This is a genomic window from Synechococcus sp. R55.4, from assembly GCF_047461935.1.
Classification (GTDB): domain Bacteria; phylum Cyanobacteriota; class Cyanobacteriia; order Thermostichales; family Thermostichaceae; genus Thermostichus.
In genome coordinates, this window is the sequence record NZ_JANSIF010000042.1 from 1 (window position 1) to 22,897 (window position 22,897).

General features: G+C 59.2%; 22 protein-coding genes. 8 read left to right on the forward strand and 14 right to left on the reverse strand.

Annotated features, from left to right (window positions below; translation table 11 throughout):
• Nucleotides 1-257: 257 nt before the first annotated feature.
• From NW842_RS10110 to NW842_RS10130, 5 genes are all read right to left on the reverse strand, one after another.
• Nucleotides 258-2,585 (reverse strand): EAL domain-containing protein, encoded by a 2,328-nt coding sequence (locus NW842_RS10110; protein ID WP_414417961.1) that lies wholly within the window; start codon nt 2,583-2,585, stop codon nt 258-260.
• 133 nt (nt 2,586-2,718) lie between these two features.
• Complete coding sequence (locus NW842_RS10115; RefSeq protein WP_414417967.1) at nt 2,719-4,107, reverse strand: MFS transporter; 1,389 nt, start codon at nt 4,105-4,107, stop codon at nt 2,719-2,721.
• 76 nt (nt 4,108-4,183) lie between these two features.
• A complete protein-coding gene (locus tag NW842_RS10120) occupies nt 4,184-4,903 on the reverse strand; it encodes a Uma2 family endonuclease (protein WP_414357180.1) in 720 nt (239 codons plus the stop codon).
• Between the two features lie 40 nt (nt 4,904-4,943).
• On the reverse strand, nt 4,944-6,338 hold the full coding sequence (locus NW842_RS10125) for an aspartate ammonia-lyase (RefSeq protein ID WP_414357182.1): 1,395 nt from the start codon (nt 6,336-6,338) through the stop codon (nt 4,944-4,946).
• Nucleotides 6,339-6,371: 33 nt separating this feature from the next.
• Nucleotides 6,372-6,692 (reverse strand): hypothetical protein, encoded by a 321-nt coding sequence (locus NW842_RS10130; protein WP_414357184.1) that lies wholly within the window; start codon nt 6,690-6,692, stop codon nt 6,372-6,374.
• Nucleotides 6,693-6,953: 261 nt separating this feature from the next.
• Here NW842_RS10130 and infC point away from each other — a divergent pair, with 261 nt between their 5' ends.
• The 4 genes from infC to raf1 all read left to right on the forward strand — a co-directional run bounded on the left by infC (nt 6,954) and on the right by raf1 (nt 11,347).
• Entirely contained in the window at nt 6,954-7,511 is a 558-nt protein-coding gene (gene infC / locus NW842_RS10135; protein ID WP_414357186.1) for a translation initiation factor IF-3, read from the forward strand.
• Nucleotides 7,512-7,526: 15 nt separating this feature from the next.
• Nucleotides 7,527-7,991 (forward strand): thioredoxin-dependent thiol peroxidase, encoded by a 465-nt coding sequence (gene bcp, locus NW842_RS10140; RefSeq protein WP_414417962.1) that lies wholly within the window; start codon nt 7,527-7,529, stop codon nt 7,989-7,991.
• Between the two features lie 123 nt (nt 7,992-8,114).
• Nucleotides 8,115-10,079 carry a serine/threonine-protein kinase gene (locus NW842_RS10145; protein ID WP_414417963.1) on the forward strand — a complete coding sequence of 655 codons (1,965 nt, stop codon included), beginning with the start codon at nt 8,115-8,117 and terminating at the stop codon, nt 10,077-10,079.
• A 164-nt stretch (nt 10,080-10,243) separates the two neighbouring features.
• Nucleotides 10,244-11,347, forward strand: a complete 1,104-nt coding sequence (raf1, locus tag NW842_RS10150; protein WP_011432171.1) for a RuBisCO accumulation factor 1 — start codon at nt 10,244-10,246, stop codon at nt 11,345-11,347.
• Nucleotides 11,348-11,433: 86 nt separating this feature from the next.
• On the opposite strand, the gene proB is transcribed toward raf1, so the two are convergent.
• Complete coding sequence (proB, locus tag NW842_RS10155; protein WP_041436197.1) at nt 11,434-12,549, reverse strand: glutamate 5-kinase; 1,116 nt, start codon at nt 12,547-12,549, stop codon at nt 11,434-11,436.
• 213 nt (nt 12,550-12,762) lie between these two features.
• On the opposite strand from proB, the gene NW842_RS10160 reads away from it, so the two are divergent.
• Nucleotides 12,763-14,148, forward strand: a complete 1,386-nt coding sequence (locus NW842_RS10160) for an RNA-guided endonuclease InsQ/TnpB family protein (protein WP_414417964.1) — start codon at nt 12,763-12,765, stop codon at nt 14,146-14,148.
• A gap of 120 nt (nt 14,149-14,268) precedes the next feature.
• Nucleotides 14,269-14,988: a photosystem II biogenesis protein Psp29 gene (gene psb29 / locus NW842_RS10165; RefSeq protein WP_041436186.1), complete on the forward strand. Its 720-nt coding sequence runs from the start codon at nt 14,269-14,271 to the stop codon at nt 14,986-14,988.
• A 9-nt stretch (nt 14,989-14,997) separates the two neighbouring features.
• Here psb29 and NW842_RS10170 read toward each other — a convergent pair whose 3' ends face one another.
• Nucleotides 14,998-15,702: an esterase/lipase family protein gene (locus NW842_RS10170; protein WP_414417965.1), complete on the reverse strand. Its 705-nt coding sequence runs from the start codon at nt 15,700-15,702 to the stop codon at nt 14,998-15,000.
• A gap of 3 nt (nt 15,703-15,705) precedes the next feature.
• Complete coding sequence (locus NW842_RS10175; protein ID WP_414357199.1) at nt 15,706-16,260, reverse strand: GNAT family N-acetyltransferase; 555 nt, start codon at nt 16,258-16,260, stop codon at nt 15,706-15,708.
• Nucleotides 16,261-16,427: 167 nt separating this feature from the next.
• Between NW842_RS10175 and NW842_RS10180 the strand changes: the two genes are divergently transcribed.
• Nucleotides 16,428-17,147 carry a DUF554 domain-containing protein gene (locus tag NW842_RS10180; protein WP_414374952.1) on the forward strand — a complete coding sequence of 240 codons (720 nt, stop codon included), beginning with the start codon at nt 16,428-16,430 and terminating at the stop codon, nt 17,145-17,147.
• A 455-nt stretch (nt 17,148-17,602) separates the two neighbouring features.
• Here NW842_RS10180 and psaC read toward each other — a convergent pair whose 3' ends face one another.
• Entirely contained in the window at nt 17,603-17,851 is a 249-nt protein-coding gene (gene psaC, locus NW842_RS10185; RefSeq protein WP_414350136.1) for a photosystem I iron-sulfur center protein PsaC, read from the reverse strand.
• A gap of 236 nt (nt 17,852-18,087) precedes the next feature.
• Between psaC and NW842_RS10190 the strand changes: the two genes are divergently transcribed.
• Nucleotides 18,088-18,456: a hypothetical protein gene (locus tag NW842_RS10190; protein ID WP_414374953.1), complete on the forward strand. Its 369-nt coding sequence runs from the start codon at nt 18,088-18,090 to the stop codon at nt 18,454-18,456.
• A 26-nt stretch (nt 18,457-18,482) separates the two neighbouring features.
• On the opposite strand, the gene NW842_RS10195 is transcribed toward NW842_RS10190, so the two are convergent.
• From NW842_RS10195 to NW842_RS10215, 5 genes are all read right to left on the reverse strand, one after another.
• The gene (locus tag NW842_RS10195; RefSeq protein ID WP_414374954.1) at nt 18,483-18,845 is read right to left on the reverse strand and encodes a DUF3493 domain-containing protein; all 363 of its coding nucleotides are present in this window, start codon (nt 18,843-18,845) and stop codon (nt 18,483-18,485) included.
• Between the two features lie 3 nt (nt 18,846-18,848).
• On the reverse strand, nt 18,849-19,490 hold the full coding sequence (locus NW842_RS10200) for a hypothetical protein (protein ID WP_414374955.1): 642 nt from the start codon (nt 19,488-19,490) through the stop codon (nt 18,849-18,851).
• 125 nt (nt 19,491-19,615) lie between these two features.
• Complete coding sequence (locus tag NW842_RS10205; RefSeq protein WP_414374956.1) at nt 19,616-20,917, reverse strand: gamma-glutamyl phosphate reductase; 1,302 nt, start codon at nt 20,915-20,917, stop codon at nt 19,616-19,618.
• 146 nt (nt 20,918-21,063) lie between these two features.
• Entirely contained in the window at nt 21,064-21,516 is a 453-nt protein-coding gene (locus tag NW842_RS10210; protein ID WP_414374957.1) for a hypothetical protein, read from the reverse strand.
• Nucleotides 21,517-21,573: 57 nt separating this feature from the next.
• Nucleotides 21,574-22,773, reverse strand: coding sequence for a hypothetical protein (locus NW842_RS10215; RefSeq protein ID WP_414374958.1), 1,200 nt, complete (start codon nt 22,771-22,773; stop codon nt 21,574-21,576).
• Nucleotides 22,774-22,897: the final 124 nt, after the last annotated feature.

The window sequence follows — 22,897 nt, forward strand, 5'->3', positions numbered from 1 at the left end:
ATACCGCCTTCCTGTTTGGACTCCGTCCCGCTGACGCGAACAGAGATAGGCAGGATGCGATCGCTTCTTTCCTGAACTATGTTCAGGAGAGTTCAGCGTGAATGTATCAGGTTTGGCGAAGAAATAGCCCTGGCCATACTCGCAGTTCAACAGCCTCATTGGTGCAGTCGCTGTAGGGTTTCGATCCCCTCGGCAGTGACATCCATTCCCAGGCTGCGGGCCAAGGTGATGATCAGGCAATGGTCTCGGCATTTTCTTCATTCGGCCCCCAGCGCGAGATGAAGGAGCGATCGATTTTCAGGCCATTTTTTCAGGCCATTGATGAGGTAATCCTGCAGGCCCCTGAGAGAGGAGTAGCCTGGGCCGAAGTCATCAATACCGATCAAAACCCCCAATTGGCGCAATTGCGCCAGTTGCTCTGCCACCTCCCGCTTCGACTCAGTGATCAGGCTTTCGGTGATCTCCAACTTCAGGTAACTGGGATCCAAATCGGTGTTGGACAGCAGGCGGGCGATAAACTCCACCAATCCTGGCCGAGAAAACTGCTTGCCGGAGAGGTTGACACTCAGGACAACAGCGGCCTTTTTGCCCATCTGGGCCAGCCAGCGCACATGTTGCCAATAGGCTTCCTGGAGAACCCAGCGATCCAACTCCACGATCAGCCCCATCTCTTCGGCAATGGGGATGAACTCAGAAGAGGGGATCAGACCTCGTTCCGGGTGCTCCCATCGCAGAAGCGCCTCAAAACCGACAATACGACCTGTACTCAGTTGCACAATCGGCTGATAGTACACCCGAAATTGCTCCTGACGGAGGGCTTGGCGGATCTCGGTTTCCAGGTGCAGCCGTTGCAAAGCCCGTTGCCGCATCACCTCATCGTAAACGGCGTACTGGGCCTTACCGCGAGACTTCGCCCAAGAAAGGGCCGTGTCGGCATTGCGGATCAACTCCTCCGCGGAGAGAATGCGCCCCCCCTCGCGGCGCAACTCATGAGCATCTTGGCTGATGGCGATGCCAATGCTGGCACTCAGGTGGACGGGCACCGTTTGCCCCTTGACCTCAAAGGGATTGGCGAAGGCGGCGAGCACCCGTTGGGCTACGTGCAGAGCATCTTCGATCCCTTGCACATATTCCAGCAGAATCGTGAACTCATCACCGCCAAAGCGGGCTAGAGTCTCGCTGCTGTCCAAACAACGGGATAGACGTTGGCTGATGTCCACCAACAGTTGATCCCCAACACTGTGCCCAAGGCTGTCGTTGACCATCTTGAAGCCATCCAAATCCAAAAACAGCACCGCCAAAAGGGCCTGTTGCTCCGCCATCCGCTGCATCGCCTGCTTCAGCTTGGCCACAAAAGATGGTTGATTGGGCAGTTGGGTGAGGGGATCCAGAGAGGCTGCCTTGCGCAACCGGGCTTCGAGACGTTTGCGTTCAGTGATCTCCTGCACGATCAAACACAGCAGCGAGCGCTCGCCCAAAACCAGGGTACTGGCGCTCACCAACACATCCACAACTGTGCCCCCTTGCCGCCAATACTGCTGCTCGCTGACCCCCGCCAGAGTTTGCAGGAAGTTGCCTTGGATTTCGGTGTGACGGGCATCCTCAAGGGAGTCTCGATTCGACACCACCAGATCTCTTAGGGTTAGCTTGGCCACATCCGCCGGCGAGTAGCCCAGTAGAGTCTCAAAAGCCGGGTTCACCTCCAGAATCTGCTGCGTAGTCGGGTCGGCCAGGATGACAGTCGGCAAGGCTTGAGCCAAAACGCCCCGATAGCGCTCCTCCCGCTTGCCGATTCGCTGCAGCTCTACTTGAGCCAGCAACCCACCGGCCACCAGCAGACCGGCCACCCCTGCCCAGGCCCAAGGCAAATAGGGCCAAGAGCGGGAATAAGTCAACTGCACCAGCCATTCCCCTGTCTCCGGGATGTTCCCCAGCAGAGCGAAGCTGCCAAGGGTTTGCCCCGCCAACGGCCTAACTTCAATCGGGATCCTGTCAATGTCTGCAATGTCTTGGAGATCTTGTCCAAGGCTTTGCCGCCGTAGGCGCTCAACCATCTCCTGCAAAGATCGAGAAAGGCTGCGGCCATTGAGCGGGTAGGTCTGCAGCGTAAAATCCGATTGGCCTGCCGCAGACAAAGCGGAAGCCGACAGCAGAGAACTGACCAGCCGGGCAGACAGAGAAGGAGATGGAACTGTTTGAGTCAGGGTGGGAGCGGAGAGGGGAGAAGGCAAGCGGTCAGGGGCGGGTTCAGGCTCTGGTTCAGATTTGGCTGAGGACTCCGTCCTGCTTGTGCGAACGGATGGGATCCAAGTCGGCAAAGGATTGGGACTGGCAGGAGTTAAAGCACCGCTGGGAGAAACTCGGTAAGATTCGGCGGCTGCTCGCCAAAGCACCTGCTGCAGAGCTTCCCGCGCTTGGGTTGTTTCTAGCGTGTCAAGGTGGCGCTGGCTCAAAACGGCAATGAACCCGTAGCCCGCCAGCCCCAAACCCCAGCAGAGCAACGGCAGCGAAACCCTAAGTGGTGAGGGGGATCCCGCGCGAATGATCTGGGCCAACTTGACGGAACCCGTGATTGCACGGAGCACACCCAACCTCATTGTTACCTAGACCAATAGTAGGCGAGTTGCCTCCTGTTAAGCAAACTGCACTCAGCCCACAGGGCCATCCTAATGGAACCGCCTTTAGAAACCGTAGCCTATTTTGCCGAAAATCGGCGATCTAAGGAGATTTTTCCGTGCTGAGGCGGGATTCTTGCCGCTTTTCCTCCAATTCCATCAGGATCTGCTGATGACGCTGCCGGGTGATTGGGTAGAACCACACCAGCAGGATCCCGCCGATCAGGGCCACCGCCGGTAAGGGGCCGATGGCAATGCGGATGGCCAACAAAGCCGATTCCGGCTGGATGGGCAGGGCCTCTCCGGCCACCGAAGGCACAAAGCCGGCCCAATCCAGAGCTTGCCCCACGAAAAACAGTCCCAGCGCCAGGCCCACCTTTTGTAAGAAGACCATAAAAGCGTAGAAGATCCCCTCCCGCCGCTCCCCGGTTTGTAGTTCATCCAGATCGATCACATCCGGCAACATGGACCAAGGGCCGAGATAGGCCGTAGCAGAAACCCCAATGCCGGCCAACAGAGCCAGCCCAATCATGATCCCTTGCTGGCCGGGCTGGAGGAAAAACAGGCCCGCCTGCGAGATCAGCCAAAACCCCGCCCCGATAAGGTACATGGTGCGCTTGCCCAGATGGGTGCTCAGTTGGGTCCAGCCAAACAGCGTCAGCACTGCGATCCCCTGTACCGCCAGTACCACCAGGGAAATCCACACCTCCGGCAGGCCCATCCAGAAGACGATGAAGTAGGGGATGATCGTGGCCGTGAACTGAAACGCCAGCCAAGAACACAGGTAGATGCCGCTGACAAACAGGTAGGGGCGGTTGCTGAAGGCCACCCGCAGTTGTTGAACCAGGGGCATGGGATCCCGTTGGAATTGATACCGTTCTCGCACCCCCCAAAAGCAGATCAGCAAGGGCACAGCCGAGATCACTCCAAAACAGGCTCCCGCCAGCAGGTGGCCGGCAGCCCGATCCGGCAGCAAGTTGACCAGCAGGGGAAAGGTGACCACCGCAACCATACTGCCCCCTACAGAGAAGGCAAAGCGGAATTGGTTGAGCTGGGTGCGCTCGTCGTAATCCTGGGTCAGCTCCGCGGTCAGAGAGGCATAGGGGATATTGGCCGCCGAGTAGAAGGTATTGAACAGCAGCGACACCAGTAGGTAGTAGGCGAAAAGGGGGCCAATACGACCGGGAAAAGGGATCCACCACTGGGCCAGGAACGTGAGGCCGAAGGGGAGGGCGGAAAACAGCAACCAGGGACGGCGACGGCCCCAACGACTGCGGGTACGGTCGCTGAGAATGCCGATGATGGGATCGTTGATGGCATCCCAAAAGCGAGTGATGGCGTAGATGCTGCCGGCTAGGCCTGCCGACATGCCAACGGTATTGGTGAGAAAGGGCAGCAAGAAAAAGATGAGGATGTTAGCTGTCATGCCTGTGCCCAGATCCCCCACCCCGTAGGCCAGCTTCGTCCACAGGCTGAGTCGTTGTCTGGTCATCATGTCCCCCTGGAATGCCAGGATCGCAGTGTACGGGGTAGGTGGAGATTTCTTTGGGGATCCCTGAAAGAGCAGATCAAAGTTCGGGGTCTTCTCCCAGCTCTCGTAGCCGCTGGGCCAGTCGTTCGGCTCGGGAGCGTTCTAGGTCTGCCCGCTGCCGTTCCAATTCTGCCCGTTGCCGCTCCAATTCTGCTCCCGTAGGCAACAATTGCCCTGCCCTATCGTACCAGCGCACCCAAAAGCGTTCTCGCCCCTCGTAGGATCCCCACCACCGACCGATACTCAAGTCCAAATCGGGCAACAGAATTGGGGGATGTTCTCCAGCGCCTGAGCCGGGGAGCAGCTCATAGTGTCCGCCCTGGAGTTGATAAACATTCAGCTCATCGGTCTCTAGCTCGAAGGTGACGTAGTAGGGGATCCGCAGCCGCCTTTCGTAGAGCTGGAATTTGGCTTGTCCGGGTTTTTCTTCCCCCTGGTCGTTGCAGATGATCTCCAAGATGAGAATAGGCAAGATATTCCCTTCATCCCAAACCACATAACTTTTGCGGGCAGTGCCATCCCGCCAACGGGGAACCCCCAGCACCAGAAACAAATCTGGAACAATGACCTGCCGGGGTAGGGCGTAGTAAAGGCCCATATTGCAAGCCACAAAAAAGTCTTGCCGATCTGACCAGTGCAGCAGCAGCGGTTCCCGGAGGAGGGGGTATTGGCGGCCTTGATCCTCGTTGTCCAAGGGGGTGTCGTCTGTATCGGGCAAGTCGTGCTGGGTGGGCCAGCGATAGGGGGTAATGGTCATGGCCGGGCAGGAGCAGTATGCCTCCACTGTAGCGAATGGGTTAGGACTGCATTTGGCTCATGGCTTCTAGATCCAGCACTTCCGCCACCTGCTCTGGGGTCATGAGGTTGCGCTCCAAAACAATCTGTCGAATGGGCTGGCCGGTTTCCAGAGAAGCCTTGGCCACCTCTGCCGCTTGTAAGTAGCCGATGTAGGGGTTGAGAGCAGTCACCAAAGCCAGCGTCCCTTCCGCGTAGCCGCGGCATCGCTGCGGTTGGGGGGTGATGCCTTGAATGCAGCGCTCGGTGAAGACCCGCAGGCTGTTGTTTAGGATCTGTAGGCTGTGCAGGAGGTCATAAGCAATGAGGGGCATCATCACGTTCAGCTCAAATTGCCCCGCCTGAGCACAGAGGGTGATGGCGGTATCCAGCCCGATCACCTGAAAGCAGACCATGTTCAGCATCTCGGCCATTACCGGGTTATACTTTCCGGGCATGATGGAAGAGCCGGGCTGAACCGGGGGGAGTTGGATCTCCTTGAGGCCGGTCTTGGGGCCGGAATCCATCAGCCGCAGGTCGTTGGCCAACTTGATGCCATCTTGGGCCAAGTTGCGCAGGGATCCCGACAGATGCACAAAGGGGGCCATGCTCTGCATCGCCGCCATCAGGTGGGGGGCAGGGGTCAGGGGTAGCTGAGTATATTCCGCCAGCCGTTGCACCACCCGCTGCCGATACTGGGGATGGGTGTTGAGGCCGGTGCCGACAGCGCTTCCCCCCAACCCCAAGCTGCACAGGGCCTGGCTGGCCTCCTCGATCCACCGACGGTGTTGGGCAAAGATGGCCGCGTAGGCGCCAAAGCTGTCCCCCAGCCGCACCGGCACCGCATCCTGCAAATGGGTGCGACCGGCCTTGAGGATCCCGTGAAAGTCTTTTGCCTTCTGCTCGAGGGCTGCCACCAAATTGTCTAGAGTGCCCAGCAGATCCCGCCGCACCCGCAGCAGGGCAGCCAGGCGAATGGCGGTAGGAATGACATCGTTGGTGGATTGGCCGTAGTTGACGTGATCGTTGGGGCTGACCCGCTGGTAGCAGCCTTTGGGCTCCCCCAGGATCTCCAAGGCGCGGTTGGCCAACACTTCGTTGACATTCATGTGGTGAGAGGTGCCTGCCCCTGCTTGGTAGATATCCACCACAAATTGATCCCGCAGGGATCCCTGTAGGATCTCATCCGCCGCCTGCACAATCGCCTTGGCCACCTCTGCCGGAATGCACCCCAACTCTCCATTGACCTCTGCCGCCGCTTTTTTGATCAGCACGCAGGCTTCTACATACTCCGGCAGGGGCTTGAGGCCGCTGATGGGAAAGTTCTCTAGGGCGCGGACGGTTTGAATGCCGTAATAAACCGACTGCGGCAGTTGCCGCTCCCCCATCGAGTCCCGCTCGCTGCGTACCTCGGCCAAGGCGTTCTCCTCTCCCGTTTGCGGATCCCTGGGCTAACTTCCGGTAGTCCCCTCCGAGGGTGTCTCGAGGGCCGGGGATCCTTTCTGTAAGTTCTGTAAAGTGGCCAGCAACTGTTGGCCGAGGCGCTCGTTGTTCTCGGCCAAGACCAACACCATGGCCGCACAGGCCAGGTGCACCCCTGCTCGAAATTCCGCCGAAGACTTGTACTGGATCAGCGCCTCGCTATCTCCTTCCCGCGGGCTCAGGATGAGCTGAACCGACTTTTGGGCCAACTCTGTCAGTTCCCGTTCCGTTAAACCGAGCTGCACCGCTTCTGCCCTCCCTGCTGGCCGACAAACAACCTTTGATCCCATCAGGATCGCCACTTTGGTATCCTACCGCGGTTGTTGCCCCAATCTGGCAGGATCCCCAAGTGAGCGGGCCTTGACAACTCTTGATAGCTCTAGAAGGAGGTAGAAAATGCCGGTTAGTATAGGTGCAGCATGCCTTAGCCTGCGGGCCGATAGCCGACTTTGATTGGATAAGTTCAAATCCACGGGTCGGCACTGCTCCTAGGGGGCTTGCTTCTACTTAGCATGGGTTTTGTGCTGTTCATTTCGTTCAGAGAGGAAAACTTGACCGTAGAGCGTCCACTTGACCGCTTCCCCCGCAAGCAGCGTGCAGAGCTGCCGGCCATCAACGAGCGCATCCGCTTCCCCAAAATCCGCCTCATCGATACCGACGGCACCCAGTTGGGGATCATGAGCCCGCGCGAGGCCCTGCGCCTGGCAGAAGAAAAAGATCTGGACTTGGTCTTGGTGAGCGAAAAGGCCGATCCGCCCGTCTGCCGCATCATGGACTACGGCAAGTTCAAGTTTGAGAAGGAGAAAAAAGAACGGGAGGCCCGCAAGAAGCAACACACCGCCGAGATCAAGGAAGTGAAGTTTCGCTACAACATCGGCGAGCACGATTACCATGTCCGCCTGCGCAGCGCCCAGCAGTTCTTGGGGGATGGAGACAAGGTGAAAGCCACCGTGATGTTCCGCGGTCGCGAGGCCCAGCACGCCGAGCTGGGGGAAGAATTGCTGCAGCGCTTGTTCAAAGACCTGGAGGGCGTGGCGGAAATGCAGCAGCCTCCCCAAAAGGAAGGGCGAAACATCACGATGATTCTCTCTCCCAAAAAATCGGTCTGAGGAGGGATCCCACCTATGCCCCTTGCGGTTGGGGATCCCGCTCCTGAGTTCACCTTGCCCGATGCCGAGGGCAATCTCATCAGCTTGAGCCAGTTGCGGGGCCAGCGGGTGGTGCTCTACTTCTACCCACGAGACAACACTCCCGGCTGCACCCGAGAAGCCTGTGGCTTTCGGGATGCCTACGCCGATTATCAGGCGCAAGGGATCCGCATCTTGGGGGTGAGCGCCGACGATGCCCGTTCCCACCAAAAATTTGCCCAGAAGTTCCGGCTCCCTTTTCCGTTGTTGGTGGATGAGGGGGCCAAGGTGGCCAGTGCTTATGGCGTCTATGGCCCGAAAAAGTTCATGGGCAAAGAGTACAACGGCATCCACCGCACCACGTTTGTGATCGATCCGGAGGGGAAGATCGAGGCCATCATCACCAAGATCAACGTGGAAACCCACGCGGCGGAGCTGCTCAAGCAGTTAACCGGCTCTTAGTCTCTCTGTTAAGGGGTTCAGGGGAAGCCCTGTTGGCAAAGCTGCCGATGGGTCTGGCGTTCCCGTGCCGAGGTTCGGACGAAAAGGGATCCGGCAAGGGATATAACGATACCAAGTGCCGGTATGGATTCCCCTGGGGCCGTGTCCCGACGCAGCCGTACCCTCAAGTCGATTCACGACAGCTACCAACTGTTGGGTTTGGCCGGCCAAGGACAGTATGGGCGTGTGTTCTGTGCCCGTCCTCGCCAGGGGGGAGAGCTGGTGGCCTTGAAGGAGCTGCAGGCGGAGCGCTTTCCCACCCAGAACCTGCTGCGGGAGTTGCGCCATCTGCTCACCCTGAACCACCCCAACATTACCCGCTGCTACGCCCTCGAACATGCCCGCGAGGGCCGCTATTTGGTGTTGGAGTACTGCGAGGGGGGCACCCTGCGGGAGCTGATCAACCAGGTGGAACAGGGGCTGTGGCTGCCGGTCAAGCAGGTTTTGGGCTTTGTGGATCAGATTTTGGCCGGGTTAGATCATGCCCACCGGCAGGGGGTGATCCACTGCGATGTCAAGCCCGAGAACATCCTGCTCAAGCCCACGCCCCAGGGCTGGCAACTGAAGCTGACAGACTTTGGCATTGCCCGCCACTCCCAGCCTCTTCCCGATGAGATCAGCGCCACCGGATCCCCTGCCTACATGGCTCCCGAGCGCTTCTACGGTCAGTTTAGCCCTGCCTCGGATCTCTACGCGGTGGGGATCATCCTGCTGGAGCTGTTGACAGGCCGGCGGCCTTTTTCCGGATCCCCCAGCCAGTTGATGCACGCCCACCTCAACCAGCCGTTTGTCTGTCCCGAAGGGATCCCTGCCCCGCTGCGGGAGGTGCTGGAGATAGCCCTACGCAAGTTGCCCTTGCGGCGGTTCCGCACTGCTGCCCAAATGCGGTCGGCTTTGGCGGTGGTTGCCCAAGAGTGGCAAGAGCCGGCCAGTTGTTGGGTTGGCCCTCGCCTGCCCAGATGGCCGCCCCCTGGGGTACAGGTTTGGGATCTGCCGGATCTGGGCTCTGTTGACACTGGCGGGATGGGGTTCCTGGCCGAGCAAAAGTTCTGCATCTGCGAGGATCCCAGCGGCTCCAGATCCCCGCTGCTGTTGCGGGTGACCCCCCAGAGGCTGGAATGGCTGGAGCTCCAGAACCTTGCCCTGGGATCCCCTGCTTTGGCCCGTTTTTCCCTGGACGAGCCAATTCGGGCGGTGCTGCCCTTGAACACCTTCCCGGAAGCCCTGGCCTTCTCCCGAAGCAGCCTTTTGCACCTCAGCCCCAGCCGCATCCGCACCTTGCTCAGCTTTGAGGAGGATTGGCAGGCCACCTGGCTGGCAGAGCGACAGGAGCTGGTCTGGGCCACCGCCCAAGAGTTGGGGGCCGTACAATGGCAGCCGGCCACGTCGACAGGAACACAGCCTTTCCCCGATTCCCGCTGCTATTTTCGTTGGCCTTGGCAGGGATCCCTGTCCCGCTTGCTGGCCCTCTCGGAGCATCTGGTTTTGTTGACAGGTGTGGGGCAGCAGTGGGTGGAGATGAGCCTCTTGCCCTATCCCAAGGGACACCATCCCACTGTCGCGACCGGTTGGTCTCTGCAGACGGGATCCCAGCCCATTCGCTATCGCCTGCCCTTGGATCCCCAAGGGGGGGTGATCAGCTTGGGAGAACGGTTGCTCTTTGCGGCAACAGATGAGGGAAGGGAAGGCCAGCAAGGTTGCTGCCCCTATCTCCACTCGGTGCAGGTGAATCCGCTGCGGGTGCGCCGCTGGTTCTTGAAAGGGCAACCTGTCCAGATGGCCAAGGCCCCTTGGGGCGTGCTGCTGCTGTGTCGAGAGGGCGAGCAATCCACTTCCCTCTGGCTGTACAGTGAAAAAGGGGATCCCTTGGCCCAAGTAGCTGTGCCTAACGGCTCACAGGTGTTGCAGGTGGGCCAAAGGGGCAAGATTTGGCTGCAGGTGCCCAAAGCAGAGAAATCTCACCTGTCTCAGCTTTGGCAATTGGATCTGAACTGCTTGCCGGTGAGTGGACAGCCTTCCCAGGTGATGCTGTGCGACCCAGCGATCTAGAGTTTCGCCAAGGACTCCGTCCCGCTGTCGCGACCGGACTCGGCCAGAACCGCTATCAGCCCTAAGATCAAGTTTGAAGATCAAGTTTGGCCAGATGCCCGGCCAGATCTGCTGGGCTGTGGACCAGGGGAGTGGTGATCTGTCCAGCCTGTTGGAGAACAAGCATGAGTCAGTATCTGCCGGAACCTGCTGCTGTGGAGGAGGATCCCAGCTTGTTGGTAGAGCGGCTGCGCCGCAAAGAGGGCCGGTGGCTGGATTGGGCCAAGGCCTGTCAAGCTTTGCAACGACAGAAAATGACTCCCCAGGCCATCTTCGAGGCAACCGGGTTTGAGCCCATTCACCAAAACCAGATCATCGTTGCGGCCCAAGTTTACGAAGGGATAGCCAAAGCAGGAGCCAGCCCAGCAGTTCTGGAGCATTTTGCCCACAAAGGTAGCGATATCCTCTACGAGTTGCGCATTCTCTCTCCACAGGATCGGGTTCGGGTGGCGGAATTTATCTTCAGTCGCCATTTGCATGCCGCTGATGCTCATGAGATCGCCCGCGCCGTGAAAAATTATGCCCAGCTCCAACAGCTTCCGGAAGGGTTTACGGATCACCCCGGCGATGCGGTAGCCTATCAAGCCTGGCGGACGGCCCAGCAAACCCGCGATCTGCAGGAGCGAACTCGCGCTATCGGTCGAGCATTTCAGTATGTCCACAGTGATACAGCCCGCCGACAGGTGGAGCAGCTCTTGTCCACGATTGCCACCAGCTCCCGCCCCCAACGCAGCGTTTTGCCCAAGCTGTCCGTGTTTCGCTTGGAAGAAGATCTGCCGCGACTGCTGCCGGTGGCCGGATCCCTGCCTCTTGCAACTGCCGCCTGGGAAGGGATCCCCCCCAGCGAGCCGCAAGGGCCCTTTGGCTGGGTCAACAGCCCGGCGGAGCAGACTTGGATGGCCTTGCCTGCTTGGCCGGTGATTCAAAAGGCCGGGGATCCGGTGATCCTTCAGGTGGAAAACCGGCTTTTGGGATCCCTGTTGGGTTTGCCGGTGCCTGCCGGTGAAGAACAGGATCCGGTTTTGCTGGTGGTCGATCGCGCCGCTCGGGTTTGGGAGGGAGCTCAGATGGCGGGATTTTTCCTGGTGGATCGGGCCGGATCCCTGGCGGTGGAGTGGATAGAAGACTCGCCCTCCTCTCCCCTGTTGGGCCAGGTGCTGATGGCCGTGCGCCCCCCGCGGGTTTTCGATGAGGTGCTGGCTCAGGATCCCTGGCAGTTGGAAGAATAGGCGTTGGGATCCCGCCGTTGTAGCCATTCGTGCTAGTGGTGCAGAGCACCGCGCCTGGACTCGCCCCCATGGCCTCACCCATGGCCTCAATTGAGCAAGGCCAAGTTATCCCGGTGGACGGCAGTATCAACCCCTTCGTAGCCCAGGATGCGGGGAATCTCGGCGGTTTTTTTGCCCTTAATCTGCCGCAGCTCCTCGGCGCTGTAGTTCACCAGGCCCCGCGCCACCTCCTGGCCGCTGGGATCGCACAGGCGCACGGCAGCCCCCGCCTCAAACTCCCCAGAAATGGCTGTGATCCCTGCCGGCAACAGCGAGCGCCCTTGCTCGCACACCGCTCGTACCGCCCCCTCATCCAAAGTCAAAGATCCCTCGGGGATGAGGCCGTAGGCAATCCATCGCTTGCGGGCGCTGGCGGGCTGAGGAGCCGGATCAAAGCGGGTGCCGATGGCCTCGCCGGCCAGAATTGCCGGGATCTGCTCAGGCCGTTTGCCATTGGTGATCACCACCGTTACCCCTGCAGCTGTAGCAATTTGAGCAGCGGTCAGTTTGGTGGCCATGCCGCCGGTGCCCCAGCCGCTTTTCCCCTGGGCTTCGGCCTTCACCTGTAGCGGGATCCCGGGCAACACCCGCTCAATGGGCTGGGCAGAGGGATCTCGGTTGGGGTCAGCCGAATAGAGCTTGTCCACATCGGTGAGCAGGATAAGCCACTTGGCCTGCACCATGCTGGCCACTAACGCCGAAAGCGAGTCGTTATCGCCGAATTTCAGCTCCTCCACTGCCACCGTGTCGTTTTCATTGACGATGGGAATAACCCCCATCTGCAGCAGTTGGGCAAAAGTGCGATTGGCGTTCACGTAGCGGCTGCGCTCCACCAGATCGCCGCGGGTGAGCAGCACTTGGGCAATTGGCTGGTTCAGAGCCGAGAAGAGGTCATCGTAAAGGCGGATCAACCGCCCCTGTCCCACCGCAGCCACCGCCTGCTTCTCGGCAATAGCCGTCGGTCGTTGCCGCCAGCCAAGGCGAGCACAGCCCACCCCCACCGCCCCAGAGGAGACCAAGATCACCGCATACCCCTGCCTGCGCAGGTGGGTCAGCACCTCCACCAGCGGCCCCAACACCGAAAGACGCAACAAGCCGGTCTGAGTATCTGTCAGGCTGGAGGTGCCGATCTTCACCACCACCGTCACGTCTGTTGTTGCCATCGCCGCTCTCAACCCATCCTCCCACCCCTCTATTCACCATAGCGCCACCATAGCGGAGTCAAGACGCAGCTGTATTGACCAAAAGGCGCGGCAAGCCCCGTCCTTCAGGGCGGGGAAGGATAGCGCCGACCGTAGCCGACGCCCTTTAAAAACGCAGTGCCGGCCATGTGAATATCGTTGTCATCACGCATAGGCCAAGAATACGATTGAGCGGTGCAACGACTTCAAGCCTTCAAGTACGAATTGCTGCCCAACGGCCAGCAGGAATGGCAGATGCGCCGCTTTGCTGGCTCCTGCCGGTTCGTCTACAACAAAGCACTGGCGTTGCAGAAGGAGCGTCACAAGCAAGGCCAGAAAAAGCTAGGCTATGCGGGCCTGTGCCAGTTGCTCACCAAGTGGCGCCACAGCGCAGATACAGCGTGGCTGGCGGATGCGCCGGTGCATCCGCTGCAACAGGCGCTCCAGGATTTGGAGCGAGCCTACAGCCACTTCTTCGCCCAACGCGCCGGCTTCCCGAAGTTCAAGAAAAAAGGCCGGTCGGACAGTTTCCGTTATCCCGAGCCCAAGCAAATCCAGCTGGACCAGGCCAACAGCCGCATCTTTCTGCCCAAACTTGGCTGGCTGCGTTATCGCAACAGCCGCGACGTGGTGGGCAAGGTCAAGAGCGTCACCGTATCCAAGCACGCTGGCAAGTGGTTCGTGTCGATCCAGACCGAGCGGGAGGTTAATTGGCCTATTCCGCAGGGGGGCGCAGTGGGCATGGACATGGGCATTGCCCGCTTGGCTACCCTCTCGGACGGCACGTTCTACGCGCCCCTCAACAGCTTCAAGCGGCACGAGGCGCGCTTGCGCAAGGCACAGCAAGCGCTCTCCCGCAAAGTCAAGTTCAGCAACAACTGGAAGAAGGCAAAAGCCCGCCTCCAGCGTATTCATTCTCAGATGGCCAACGCCCGCCGCGACTTCCTGCACAAGGTCTCGACCGCGATTTGCAAAAGCCAGGCAATCGTGTGCATCGAGGACTTGCGGGTGCGGAATATGTCCAAGTTGGCGGCAGGTACAACCGAGCAGCCTGGAAGAAAGGTTCGGGCCAAGTCTGGTCTGAACAAATCCATCCTCGATCAGGGCTGGTTCGAGTTCCGTCGCCAGCTGGAGTACAAGCTGGCCTGGAAAGGTGGCAGGCTCATTGTCGTGCCGCCGCAGAACCCGAGCCGCACCTGTCCATGTTGCGGCCATGTTTCATCAGACAACCGCCAGACCCAAGCCTGGTTCGAGTGCGTGGCGTGCGGCTATGAGAATAACGCCGATCGCGGCAGCGGGCCGGAGGCCTTTCGCGGCAGCGGGCCGGAGGCCTTTCGCGGCAGCGGGCCGGAGGCCTTTCGCGGCAGCGGGCCGGAGGCCTTTCTGGTCGGTGCCATCAACATCCTTGCTCGCGGGATACAGCTGTTGCGAGACGAAGGGCAGGACACGGCCGACGCTGCGGTCGGGATGCGGGTGGGTGAACCACCCGTGTCAGCCCGGATGGCCTGTGGATCGAACTGCACGGGCGGTCGGAAGCAGGAACCCGCCGAGACGACTGCGCAAGGAGCCATCCATGCGTAGCGTGGTAGGAATCTCCAGCCTTCAGGCCGGGGAGGATGTCAACACAGCTTGCCCTCAGGGTCAGCACAGGTGAGAATAAAAAAACAGAGAAGCCATCCTCAAGCTCATTTTTGTCTGCCTGTGAATCCTGTTCGCACCCTCTCCGCCACCAAAGCGGCCTTTTTCAGCGCCTACCCTCGCCCGATCAACGCCGTCTATCGCCGGGTGGTGGAGGAGTTGTTGGTGGAGCTGCACCTGACCACTGTCAACAGCACCTTCGTCTACGATCCGTTTTTTGCCTTGGGGCTGGTCACCCTCTACGACGGGCTGATGGAAGCCTATCACCCCCCTGAGCAGCGAGAAGCCATTTTCAACGCCCTCTGTAAGGCTCTGCACCTCAAGCCGGAGGTGTTGCGCAAGAATGCCCGCGATCTGCTGGAGTTGATGGGAAGCGGGGATCCCCGTCAAAGACTTGATCTCCTCTGTCTCAAGCCAGAGGCGGAAGATGTGGGTGGGTTGAAAGCCATTTTGGAGCGCATGACTCAGCCGCCCTACGCCTACAGCCGGGTCTTAGCTGTTGGCCTTTACACAGCCTATGAAGTTGTGGCCAAGTCCCTTTACGAAGAACCAGAAGAACGCACCCGCCGCTTTTTGGAGAATGTGGTGAGCAAGCTGCCCTTTTCAACAGAGCGGGTGAGAAAAGATCTGGAGCTCTATCGCAGCAGTTTGGATCGCATGAAGCAGGCGCGGGCTGTGGTCGAGGAGATGGTAAAAGCCGCCCGGCGTCAGCAGGAACGCCGCCAATCGGCCGCCTCTTTGCCCGAGACTTCCCTCGGCGACCCAAGCAAGCCTGGCAGCTAAACCCCGGCCCTAAGCCAGATACTGAGCCCAAGTTTCCACCACCTCGGGGGATCCATACCAGCGCCGTCCACCCCGACCGGAATGGTAGCAGTTGGGCAGAGTGAGGTTAACAGCCCCCTGCAGGTGGGCAGCCTCGATGGGGGTAATGCCATCGCCCCACAATTCCCCCTGTCCAGCCGTGAGCCAATAGCTGTTGTAGGCCAGCCAAGCCAGATAATGCTCCTGTCGCCACAGGGATCCCAGACTCAACCTCTGCCCCTGGATGACCCTGCCCGCCACGCACACATATTTGACCTCGGGCCAAAAGGCCCCCGGATAGTGGGTGTTGACAAAGTCCAAATTGCGCTTCGTCCAGCGCTCCCGGCTGGTGTGGGGGGATCCCAAGCTAATCAGCGCAGCGACCTGCTCCCGCCCCTGCCACACCTGTCCCCCATAGGGCACGGATCCCAGGTAGATGCGGGCAATCCAGCCGCCGGCGGAGTGGGCCACCAGGTTAACTCGGTCAACCCCAAACTCAGCGCAGGTCTTTTGGATGGTCTCTCGAAGGGCCCACAGGATGGGAGTGACAGGCCTTCCCCCCAGCGTGGGAAACCAACTGCGCACCTGCAACGGCACCACCCGTGCCGCATAGCCGCGGGCTTCCAGCTCTTGGCGCAGGGGCTCATACTCCGACGCACCCGCCAGATAACCGGGCAAAATCACCAGAGGAGCCATACGCTAGCGGGGATACCAGAACATGCCTTTGATCCCCTCGGGGTCGGGGGTGAAGCCCAGCCGCTCGTAAAAGCTGACCACCCCTTGATCGGCAAAAAGGGTGATGTTGCTGATGTCTTGGGCGCGCAGCTCTTGGATCACCTTTTCCATCAGCCGCTTGCCCAGACCCTTGCCCTGGAAATCGGGATGAACCACCACGTCCCAAATGGTGGCATTGAAGGCGTGGTCGGACGTTGCCCGGGCAAAGCCGATGAGGCGACGATAGCTGCCCCGCTGCTGCCACATCGACACCACCAAAAAGCTGTGCTGCAGGGCTTTTCTCACCTTGGGAATGGGACGACGCGACCATCCCACCGCATCGCAGAGCTCCTCCAGCTCGTACAGATCCAAGTTGGGATCCAAGCTGAACAGGATGGACTCGCCCTGTACCGCCACCACTTCCTGACGGTCGCGACTGCGCTGCGCGGCAACATGACCAGCTTTGGCCGTCGTTTTTTGCGCCAACTCTTTCGTCGAAGCGGCCCCTGCTGCCCCGAACAGGCCCTTCCAAAAGCTCATCGGATGTCTTCGTGGAGTGAAAGCCCCCATCTGATCAGGTAGGCGTGTCCTCAGTATAGCCAGGATTGGCAGCGGGAATAGCTGAATCTGCATAGGTGCTTCCGCGCAGGCTTGGGACAGGTCTTTATCGGAAACTGAGAGTGGAAAGTCTGGGCGCTAAAAAGTCTATGGCTCCTCCCGGCACCGGCACTCTCGTCAATACCCTCGCCATCTTGGCGGGGAGCGGCCTTGGTTGGGGAGTAGGTAGCCGCCTGCCCCAGCGAATGAGCCAAACCCTTTTGCAAGCCATGGGATCCCTGGTGCTGGTCTTAGGGATCCAAATGGCCCTCACCCTCGGCAGTGCCGCCCAAGCGGTAACGGTTTTGGTTGCTCTGATGTCAGGAGCTGTGCTGGGGGAGTGGATTGACATCGAGGCTGCTTTTGAGCGGATTGGCCAGGCCCTGGAAAAGCAGGTAAGCCGTTGGCTGGGCCCCAACCCGATTACCCGTGCCTTCGTCACCACCAGCATCCTGTTTGTGGTCGGCCCCATGACCCTGCTGGGATCCATCCAGGATGGATTGGGGGATCCCTCGCTGTTGTTGGTGAAAGCCGCTTTGGACGGGATCGCCACCCTCGCCTTCACCGCCAGCCTTGGCTGGGGCACCCTATTTTCTGCGGTGCCGGTGCTCCTGGTTCAGGGGGGAGTGGCTTTGTTGGCGCGGCAGTTGCAGCCTCTGTTGCGCCCAGACCTGATCGCCGCCTTGGAGGCCACCGGTGGGATCCTGATCTTGGGCATTGGCCTCAACCTGCTCGGCCTGGCCCGCCTGCGGGTGGCCAACTTGCTACCGGCTTTGGTGATCGTGGAGCTGCTGGTGGGGTTTTTCCCCGTTTGGGATCTCCACTTCTAGGTTTCCAGGTCGGTTGGGAGGTAGAAAGGGTCAGAAACCGCTTAATGGCCGGCGGTTAACTGGGATCCAATCTCTGATGACCCCCGATAGTCTGAAAGAGCTACTCAACCACACCACCAGAGAACAGTTGGTGCAGGAAGCCCTACGAGCGGAACGTTCCAAAAGCTACTTGGCTTTTCAAATGCTTTCGAATTTGCTTTCTATGAATCCCCCCGAAGGGGGGACTTGCGGACAGCAGGCGTTGGGCAAGAGCGGTTGACTACCCCGCCGCTACAGGCAGCATAGTGCAAAGCCGCCCTGGAAGGACGGGGCTTTAAACCCAGTTTTTTGGTTAAGCTTGATGACGACTCTTTCCCAGGCATCAATGCCGGGGCTTGCACGCCAAACTCTCGGTGAAGCTTTTGCCAGTAATTTATAGGCAATTGCAAATCAGGATGCAACCAGCCCCCAGCAACTCAGTAGGCCAAGCCCATGCTGCGGGTGGTTTCGGGGCCAAGGTAGACCCGGATGCTCAGGAAGTCGGTAGGGCAAGCGGTTTCACAGCGTTTGCAGCCAACACAGTCTTCGGTGCGGGGGGCAGCCGCGATCATCCCAGCTTTGTTTTTTCCCTTCCAGGGCACCATCTCCAACACGTCGGTGGGACAAGCCCGCACACACTGAGTGCAGCCGATGCAGGTGTCGTAGATCTTGACCGAGTGAGCCATTAGCGTTCTCCAGTCGAGCAGGTTGAAAAGTTAAAAAAGGTTTACCGAATCGGCATGGCAGCAACATCGCTGCGCCAGTGCCCTCAGTGTACTGTAGTCCTGGGAAGCCTCCAAAATCTCCGATCCAAATGTTCAAACAAATTTACATCCGGTGGGGTCGTCCTCTGAGCTGATGGGAAGGTTGCTAGGGTTGGGCTAGGATCGGCCTGAAGATCACAGGACAAGGGATCCTGAACATGGGGCGTTCGGTGCAGGATTGGCGAAGGCAAACTCAGGACAATCTGCGTCGTCTGGGGCCGATTTTGCTGGAGATCTTCGAGGAGAACAGGCCTCGCCTGCGCCAATGGGATCAGCAGCTCACCGATTGGGTGCGCAGCCGCCGCTGGGGGGTGGATCCGTCTCTGCCCAAGGTGGCTATCTATGTCCTGGGCGCAGTGGTGATCCTGGCGATCCCACTTCTCACGTTTGTGGCTTTGGGGGCCTTTCTGACCTTTCTGGGTGTCCAAATTGTCCAAAAGTGGTCACAAGGGGATCCCGCTCGCCAAACTCAGCGCCGCTATCTGCGCAGTGCTGACGCGGATGATGATGACTTTGATCTGGATTGAGAAAGGGGCTGCGGGGAATGGGCGGGCTAACTGTCCGCCGACCGTTGGGGCTCCTGGGAGTCTTGCTGCATGCCCAAGCGTTGTTTGACCTGTCTGATCACCTTCTGGTGAGAGCGGTTTTCCAGCCTGTTCAGGCCGATGGCGCCGGCCAGGATCCCCAACTGCAAGGCCAAGCTGGGCAAGGTGGTGCTTAAGTCTCGCCCCGCCAGGGCCTGAAAGAAAAACACAAACGCCCCGATGGTGGCCGAGAAGCCCGCTGCCAGGTAGATGAAGCGCCGCAAGCTGCGATAGGGAGCGGCCAGCTCCGTCAAGAGCCTCACTTGCTCCGCTGAAGAGGGATCCCGGCGTTGCGACAGGGGCGATCTTGGCTTGGGATCGGAGTCTGCCATTGGCTACACCTCCTCAGGCAACAAGAGGGGCTCCCGACCGGAAACCCCCGCCAAAACGGCTTCGGCAGCGCGGCAGGCGGCCAGAATATCTCGCTCTTCCCCTCCCAAGTACACGCGGCCAAAGCTACCGAAAGGCATCACCTCCAGGATGTTGATCTGGGCAGATTTTTCTGCCTCGTTGGCAGCCAGGGGGGCATAGCCTGCCGGTTGCACCTCCAGGATGTAGAGGGTTTGGCCAGCCAGGAGCATTTGGCCACGGCGGGAACGGTTAATCAACTGGGTTTGGTGGGGATCGATGTTGCGGATGATCTGGCTGGAGATGATGCGGGGCTTGAGGCGCTCCTGTTCGCTCACCCCCAAGGCAGACAAAATGGCGCGGCCAGCCGTGCGGGTGTCCCCTTGGTTGCTGGAGTGTACCTCCAAAAGGCCGTAGAGCCGCTCCACCACCTGCAGCCCCGGCCTAACGGAAGTGGCCTTGAGCGCCACATCCATGACGCGGTTGATCTCAATGCCGGGGGAAATCTCGACCCACAAAGAAGTGTCCCCAGGCAGGGGCAAAAAGCCGTAGGCTACTGTGCCCAGATAAGCAGCATACTGGGGTTGCAGCCGATCCAAAAACACGTAACTGCGAAGGTCGATCCCCAAAAAAGTCCTCCCTTTGGGCTCGGTTGGATGGTGAGCTGATGTCGATCTATTCTTTACTATTCTTATTCTTCTCCAGCCTCATCGCAGCTCTTGGGTCCTTGGGCGGGCCGACCAACCTTCCAGCTCTACAGGTCACCCTGAGCCACCACCTTCACCGTTGTCAGGGCTTCCACGTCGATGGGCCCGCGCACGTGCAGCCGCTGGGTAGAAATGCCCAAAGACAGGTCGCGAAACGCTCCCAACGTGGGGATCCCAGCTCCCCGACCTGCTGAGAGGGGGGAAGTGTTGATGTGGATCAGGGCGGCATCCACCTCTTGGAGAAAGCGTTGGGCCGCCGATTGGCTATCGGTGAGGATCGTCTCCGATTGACGGCAACCATTTTTGTTGATCCAGGCGATCGCCTCCGTCAGGTCGGCAATGGGCTGCAGGCGCAGATGAGGTCGTTCTGTCGAGTCAAAGCCTTGCCCAAGCGGCTGGAGCTGCGGGAACTGTTCCAGAATGGAGGCGGCTGCCTGGATATCGATCCCGTGACCCAGCAAGTCCTCAATCAAGGCGGTCAGATGGTTGGTGGCCCAATCGGTGTGGATCAGCAGCCAGAGGGTGAGGGGCTGATAGATGGGGATCCCTTCTGAGCCGTACTGGGCCAGGGGATCCAACAAAGCCGATTTGACCAAGGGCCAAGGGGCAGTGCGATCCAGATAGATGTGGCCGTAGCCCAAATGGGTGGCCAGAGTCGGCACTTTGCTGGCCTGCAACAGGAACTCCACCCAGCCGGGGCGACCGCAGGGAATCACCAGGTCGAGGTAGCGGGTTTGCTGTAGCAACGGCAACAGTGGGGAATCTGCTTGGGGATCCGCCGTTTGGTCTTGGGCGGGCAAGGTTTGAATGGCTCCTTCCGGGATCCCGTGCTCGTAAGCCGTCTCTGCCAAGAGGTTGACCATGGCCTGGTGGGTTTTCTGGATGGGACCGCTGCTGGCCAAAATCACGCCGTTTCCCGCTTTTAAGCACATGCCAATGCCATTTAGGGCAAACTCGGGGTAGATTTCATAGACCAGAGCGATCAACCCCAATGGAACGCGGTAGCGGCCAATAAACAGGCCGTTCTCCTGGCGGTACCCCTTCTCCAGCTTGCCAATGGGATCCGGCTGCTGGGCCAGGAGAGTCAGCAACTGGGCGGATCGCTGTAGGCGCTCGGGGGTGAGCTTCAGGCCGTTGAGGATCCACTCCGGTACGGTTTGCTCGCGGCAACTTTCCAGGTCAAGGGTATTGGCTTCCAGCAGCAGATCGGAGCGCTCCAGCAAACACCGCGAGAGAGCCAGCAGGGCCTGGCGCTTGATTTGGCTGCTCAACCGCTGCAGTTGGGGTAGCAAACGGCGTACCTGTCGCAGAGTGGTACCTAAGTCAAAGTCTGAACCGAAATCTGTCACTTGAACTTCTCCCGCCTAGCCCATCAGAGACAGATCCGCCGCTTTCTCCAGACCACTGCTAACACTGCTAACAAGAAATGGTTGAATCCACAAGTGTCAGGGCTGCCGACTCTAGAAACCGGTTGCCGGATCAGATCTCGTAAGTCTCAGGGCCGCCGCAGCAGCAGGATCGCCGTTACCATCAGCAGCGTTAGCAACAAGCCGAGAATCATGAACCAACTGAGCAACTGGGTTTGGTTTGGGAAGAGCACTGCGCCGATGAACCCAACCGCCAAGACAATGCCCAAGCTGAGGGTGAGGCCCAAGAGCGCGGATCCCTGTAGGGTGTTTTCCCGCCGCAACACCCATTGGTAGCCGTTCCAGAACCACATTTTGCGGTAGGGATAGGAAACGGCCAGTTGCTCGATGTACAGGCGGTCGGGGGTGATGGCAAAAATATGCTGGCAACGGCTACACCCGAAGGCTTCGGTTAGGGTGATCAGGCGTAACTGACCTTGGTGGCAGCACGGGCAGGGGTAAATTTTGGTGGGCTCAAGGGTCTGAGCGACACGCGAGGCTGATTTTTGACGGGGAGACTTGCGGGGAGAAGAGAACGCCACAGCTCTCAGCCGGTGAGAAGTTGGGATCCCTCACATCCTATCTTCAGGAAAGCGGAGTCAAGCCACCCAGAGATGGTGGACGTAGCGCCAGGTGAGGATTTGGTTGAGGGCGAGGAAGATCAAAGCTAGAAGCCCGTAGCCCAGCTTCAGGATAGTGCCAAGATAGCCAAGCACCCTTTGGGGGATGAAGCTGAAATCGGTGTGTTTGGCCCAATGTACCAACGCCAACACCTGCAGGATGTGAACCGGCAGACAATAGCGGCTCATGCTTCGCTGGCCCAAGGGGCTCGTACCCGTCAGGGCAATGTAAAACATGGCCCAAGCAGCCAGATGAAATCCCAGCCGCTCCCGCCAACACTGGCTTCTACCTGCCATAACTCCTGCCGCATCCATTAAACCTGTAACAAGCAGGGATCCCAGGGTGGCAGACACAAACAGTTGGCTAAGAGCGTCAGCCCACAGCCCAGGGTCTTTCATCGGTGCAGAAAGAGAGAGTAAGCTTTGCCAGCGTTCGGCGGAAAGGACATATGTGCGAGCTTGGAAAATAGCTTGATAATTGGCTTTCACGCCGGTAAAGTAACGCTGCATTTCCAGGTAGAGATCCCAGCGTCCGAAGCGGAGCTGACAGTAGAGAAAAAAGCCCAGGCCACCCAACAGAGCCAAGCTCGCTGCCATACTCGTCCAAAACCAACGGCGGGCTTGGGTTCTCTCCCCCGCTTTCAGGAGATTCAAAAAAGGGAGCAGCGCCACCGGCAAGCCGACAATCCGAGTAGCACTCATCACCAAGCCGTGGATCCCAGCCAGGAGCATCAGCAGGGGACGGCCCCCGTGAATTGACCAGTAGAGAAAACCCAGTAGGCTGGCCATAAACAAAGATTCGCTGTAGCCGACGACCAGGTAAAAGCTGGTGGGATAAAAGAAGATGAGCAAACTGGCCAAAATTTGCCAGAGGGGGGGAATTTGCCACCTGCGGTAAAGCAGGAAAAGGTAAACCCACATCAGCCAGCAAAAGAGTTGGGCGGTGAGGTAGAGCCCCAGTTCAGGGTCAACTCCCACAAGGTGACTGATTGCGGCCACTGCCAGGGGATAGCCGGGGAAAAAAGCCACGTTGCTCTGCTCATAGGCAATCTTGTCGAAACCCACAAACTGGTACCCCCGCCGCACAATGCTGAGATACCAATAGCTATCCCGCTGACTCAGGGCTGTGAAGGCAGAAGCATAGTCACCGCGTTTTGTCCAGAGGTATATCGTTAGCACTTGCAGGATAGTAAGCGCTAAGCCTAGCAAAGCGATCCGAACAGAGAAGCAACCTAAAAGTTTGCGGATCTGCTGCAACAGATGGCTGAGGCGAAGACTCATCGGCACATTGCTCTTTCTCTCG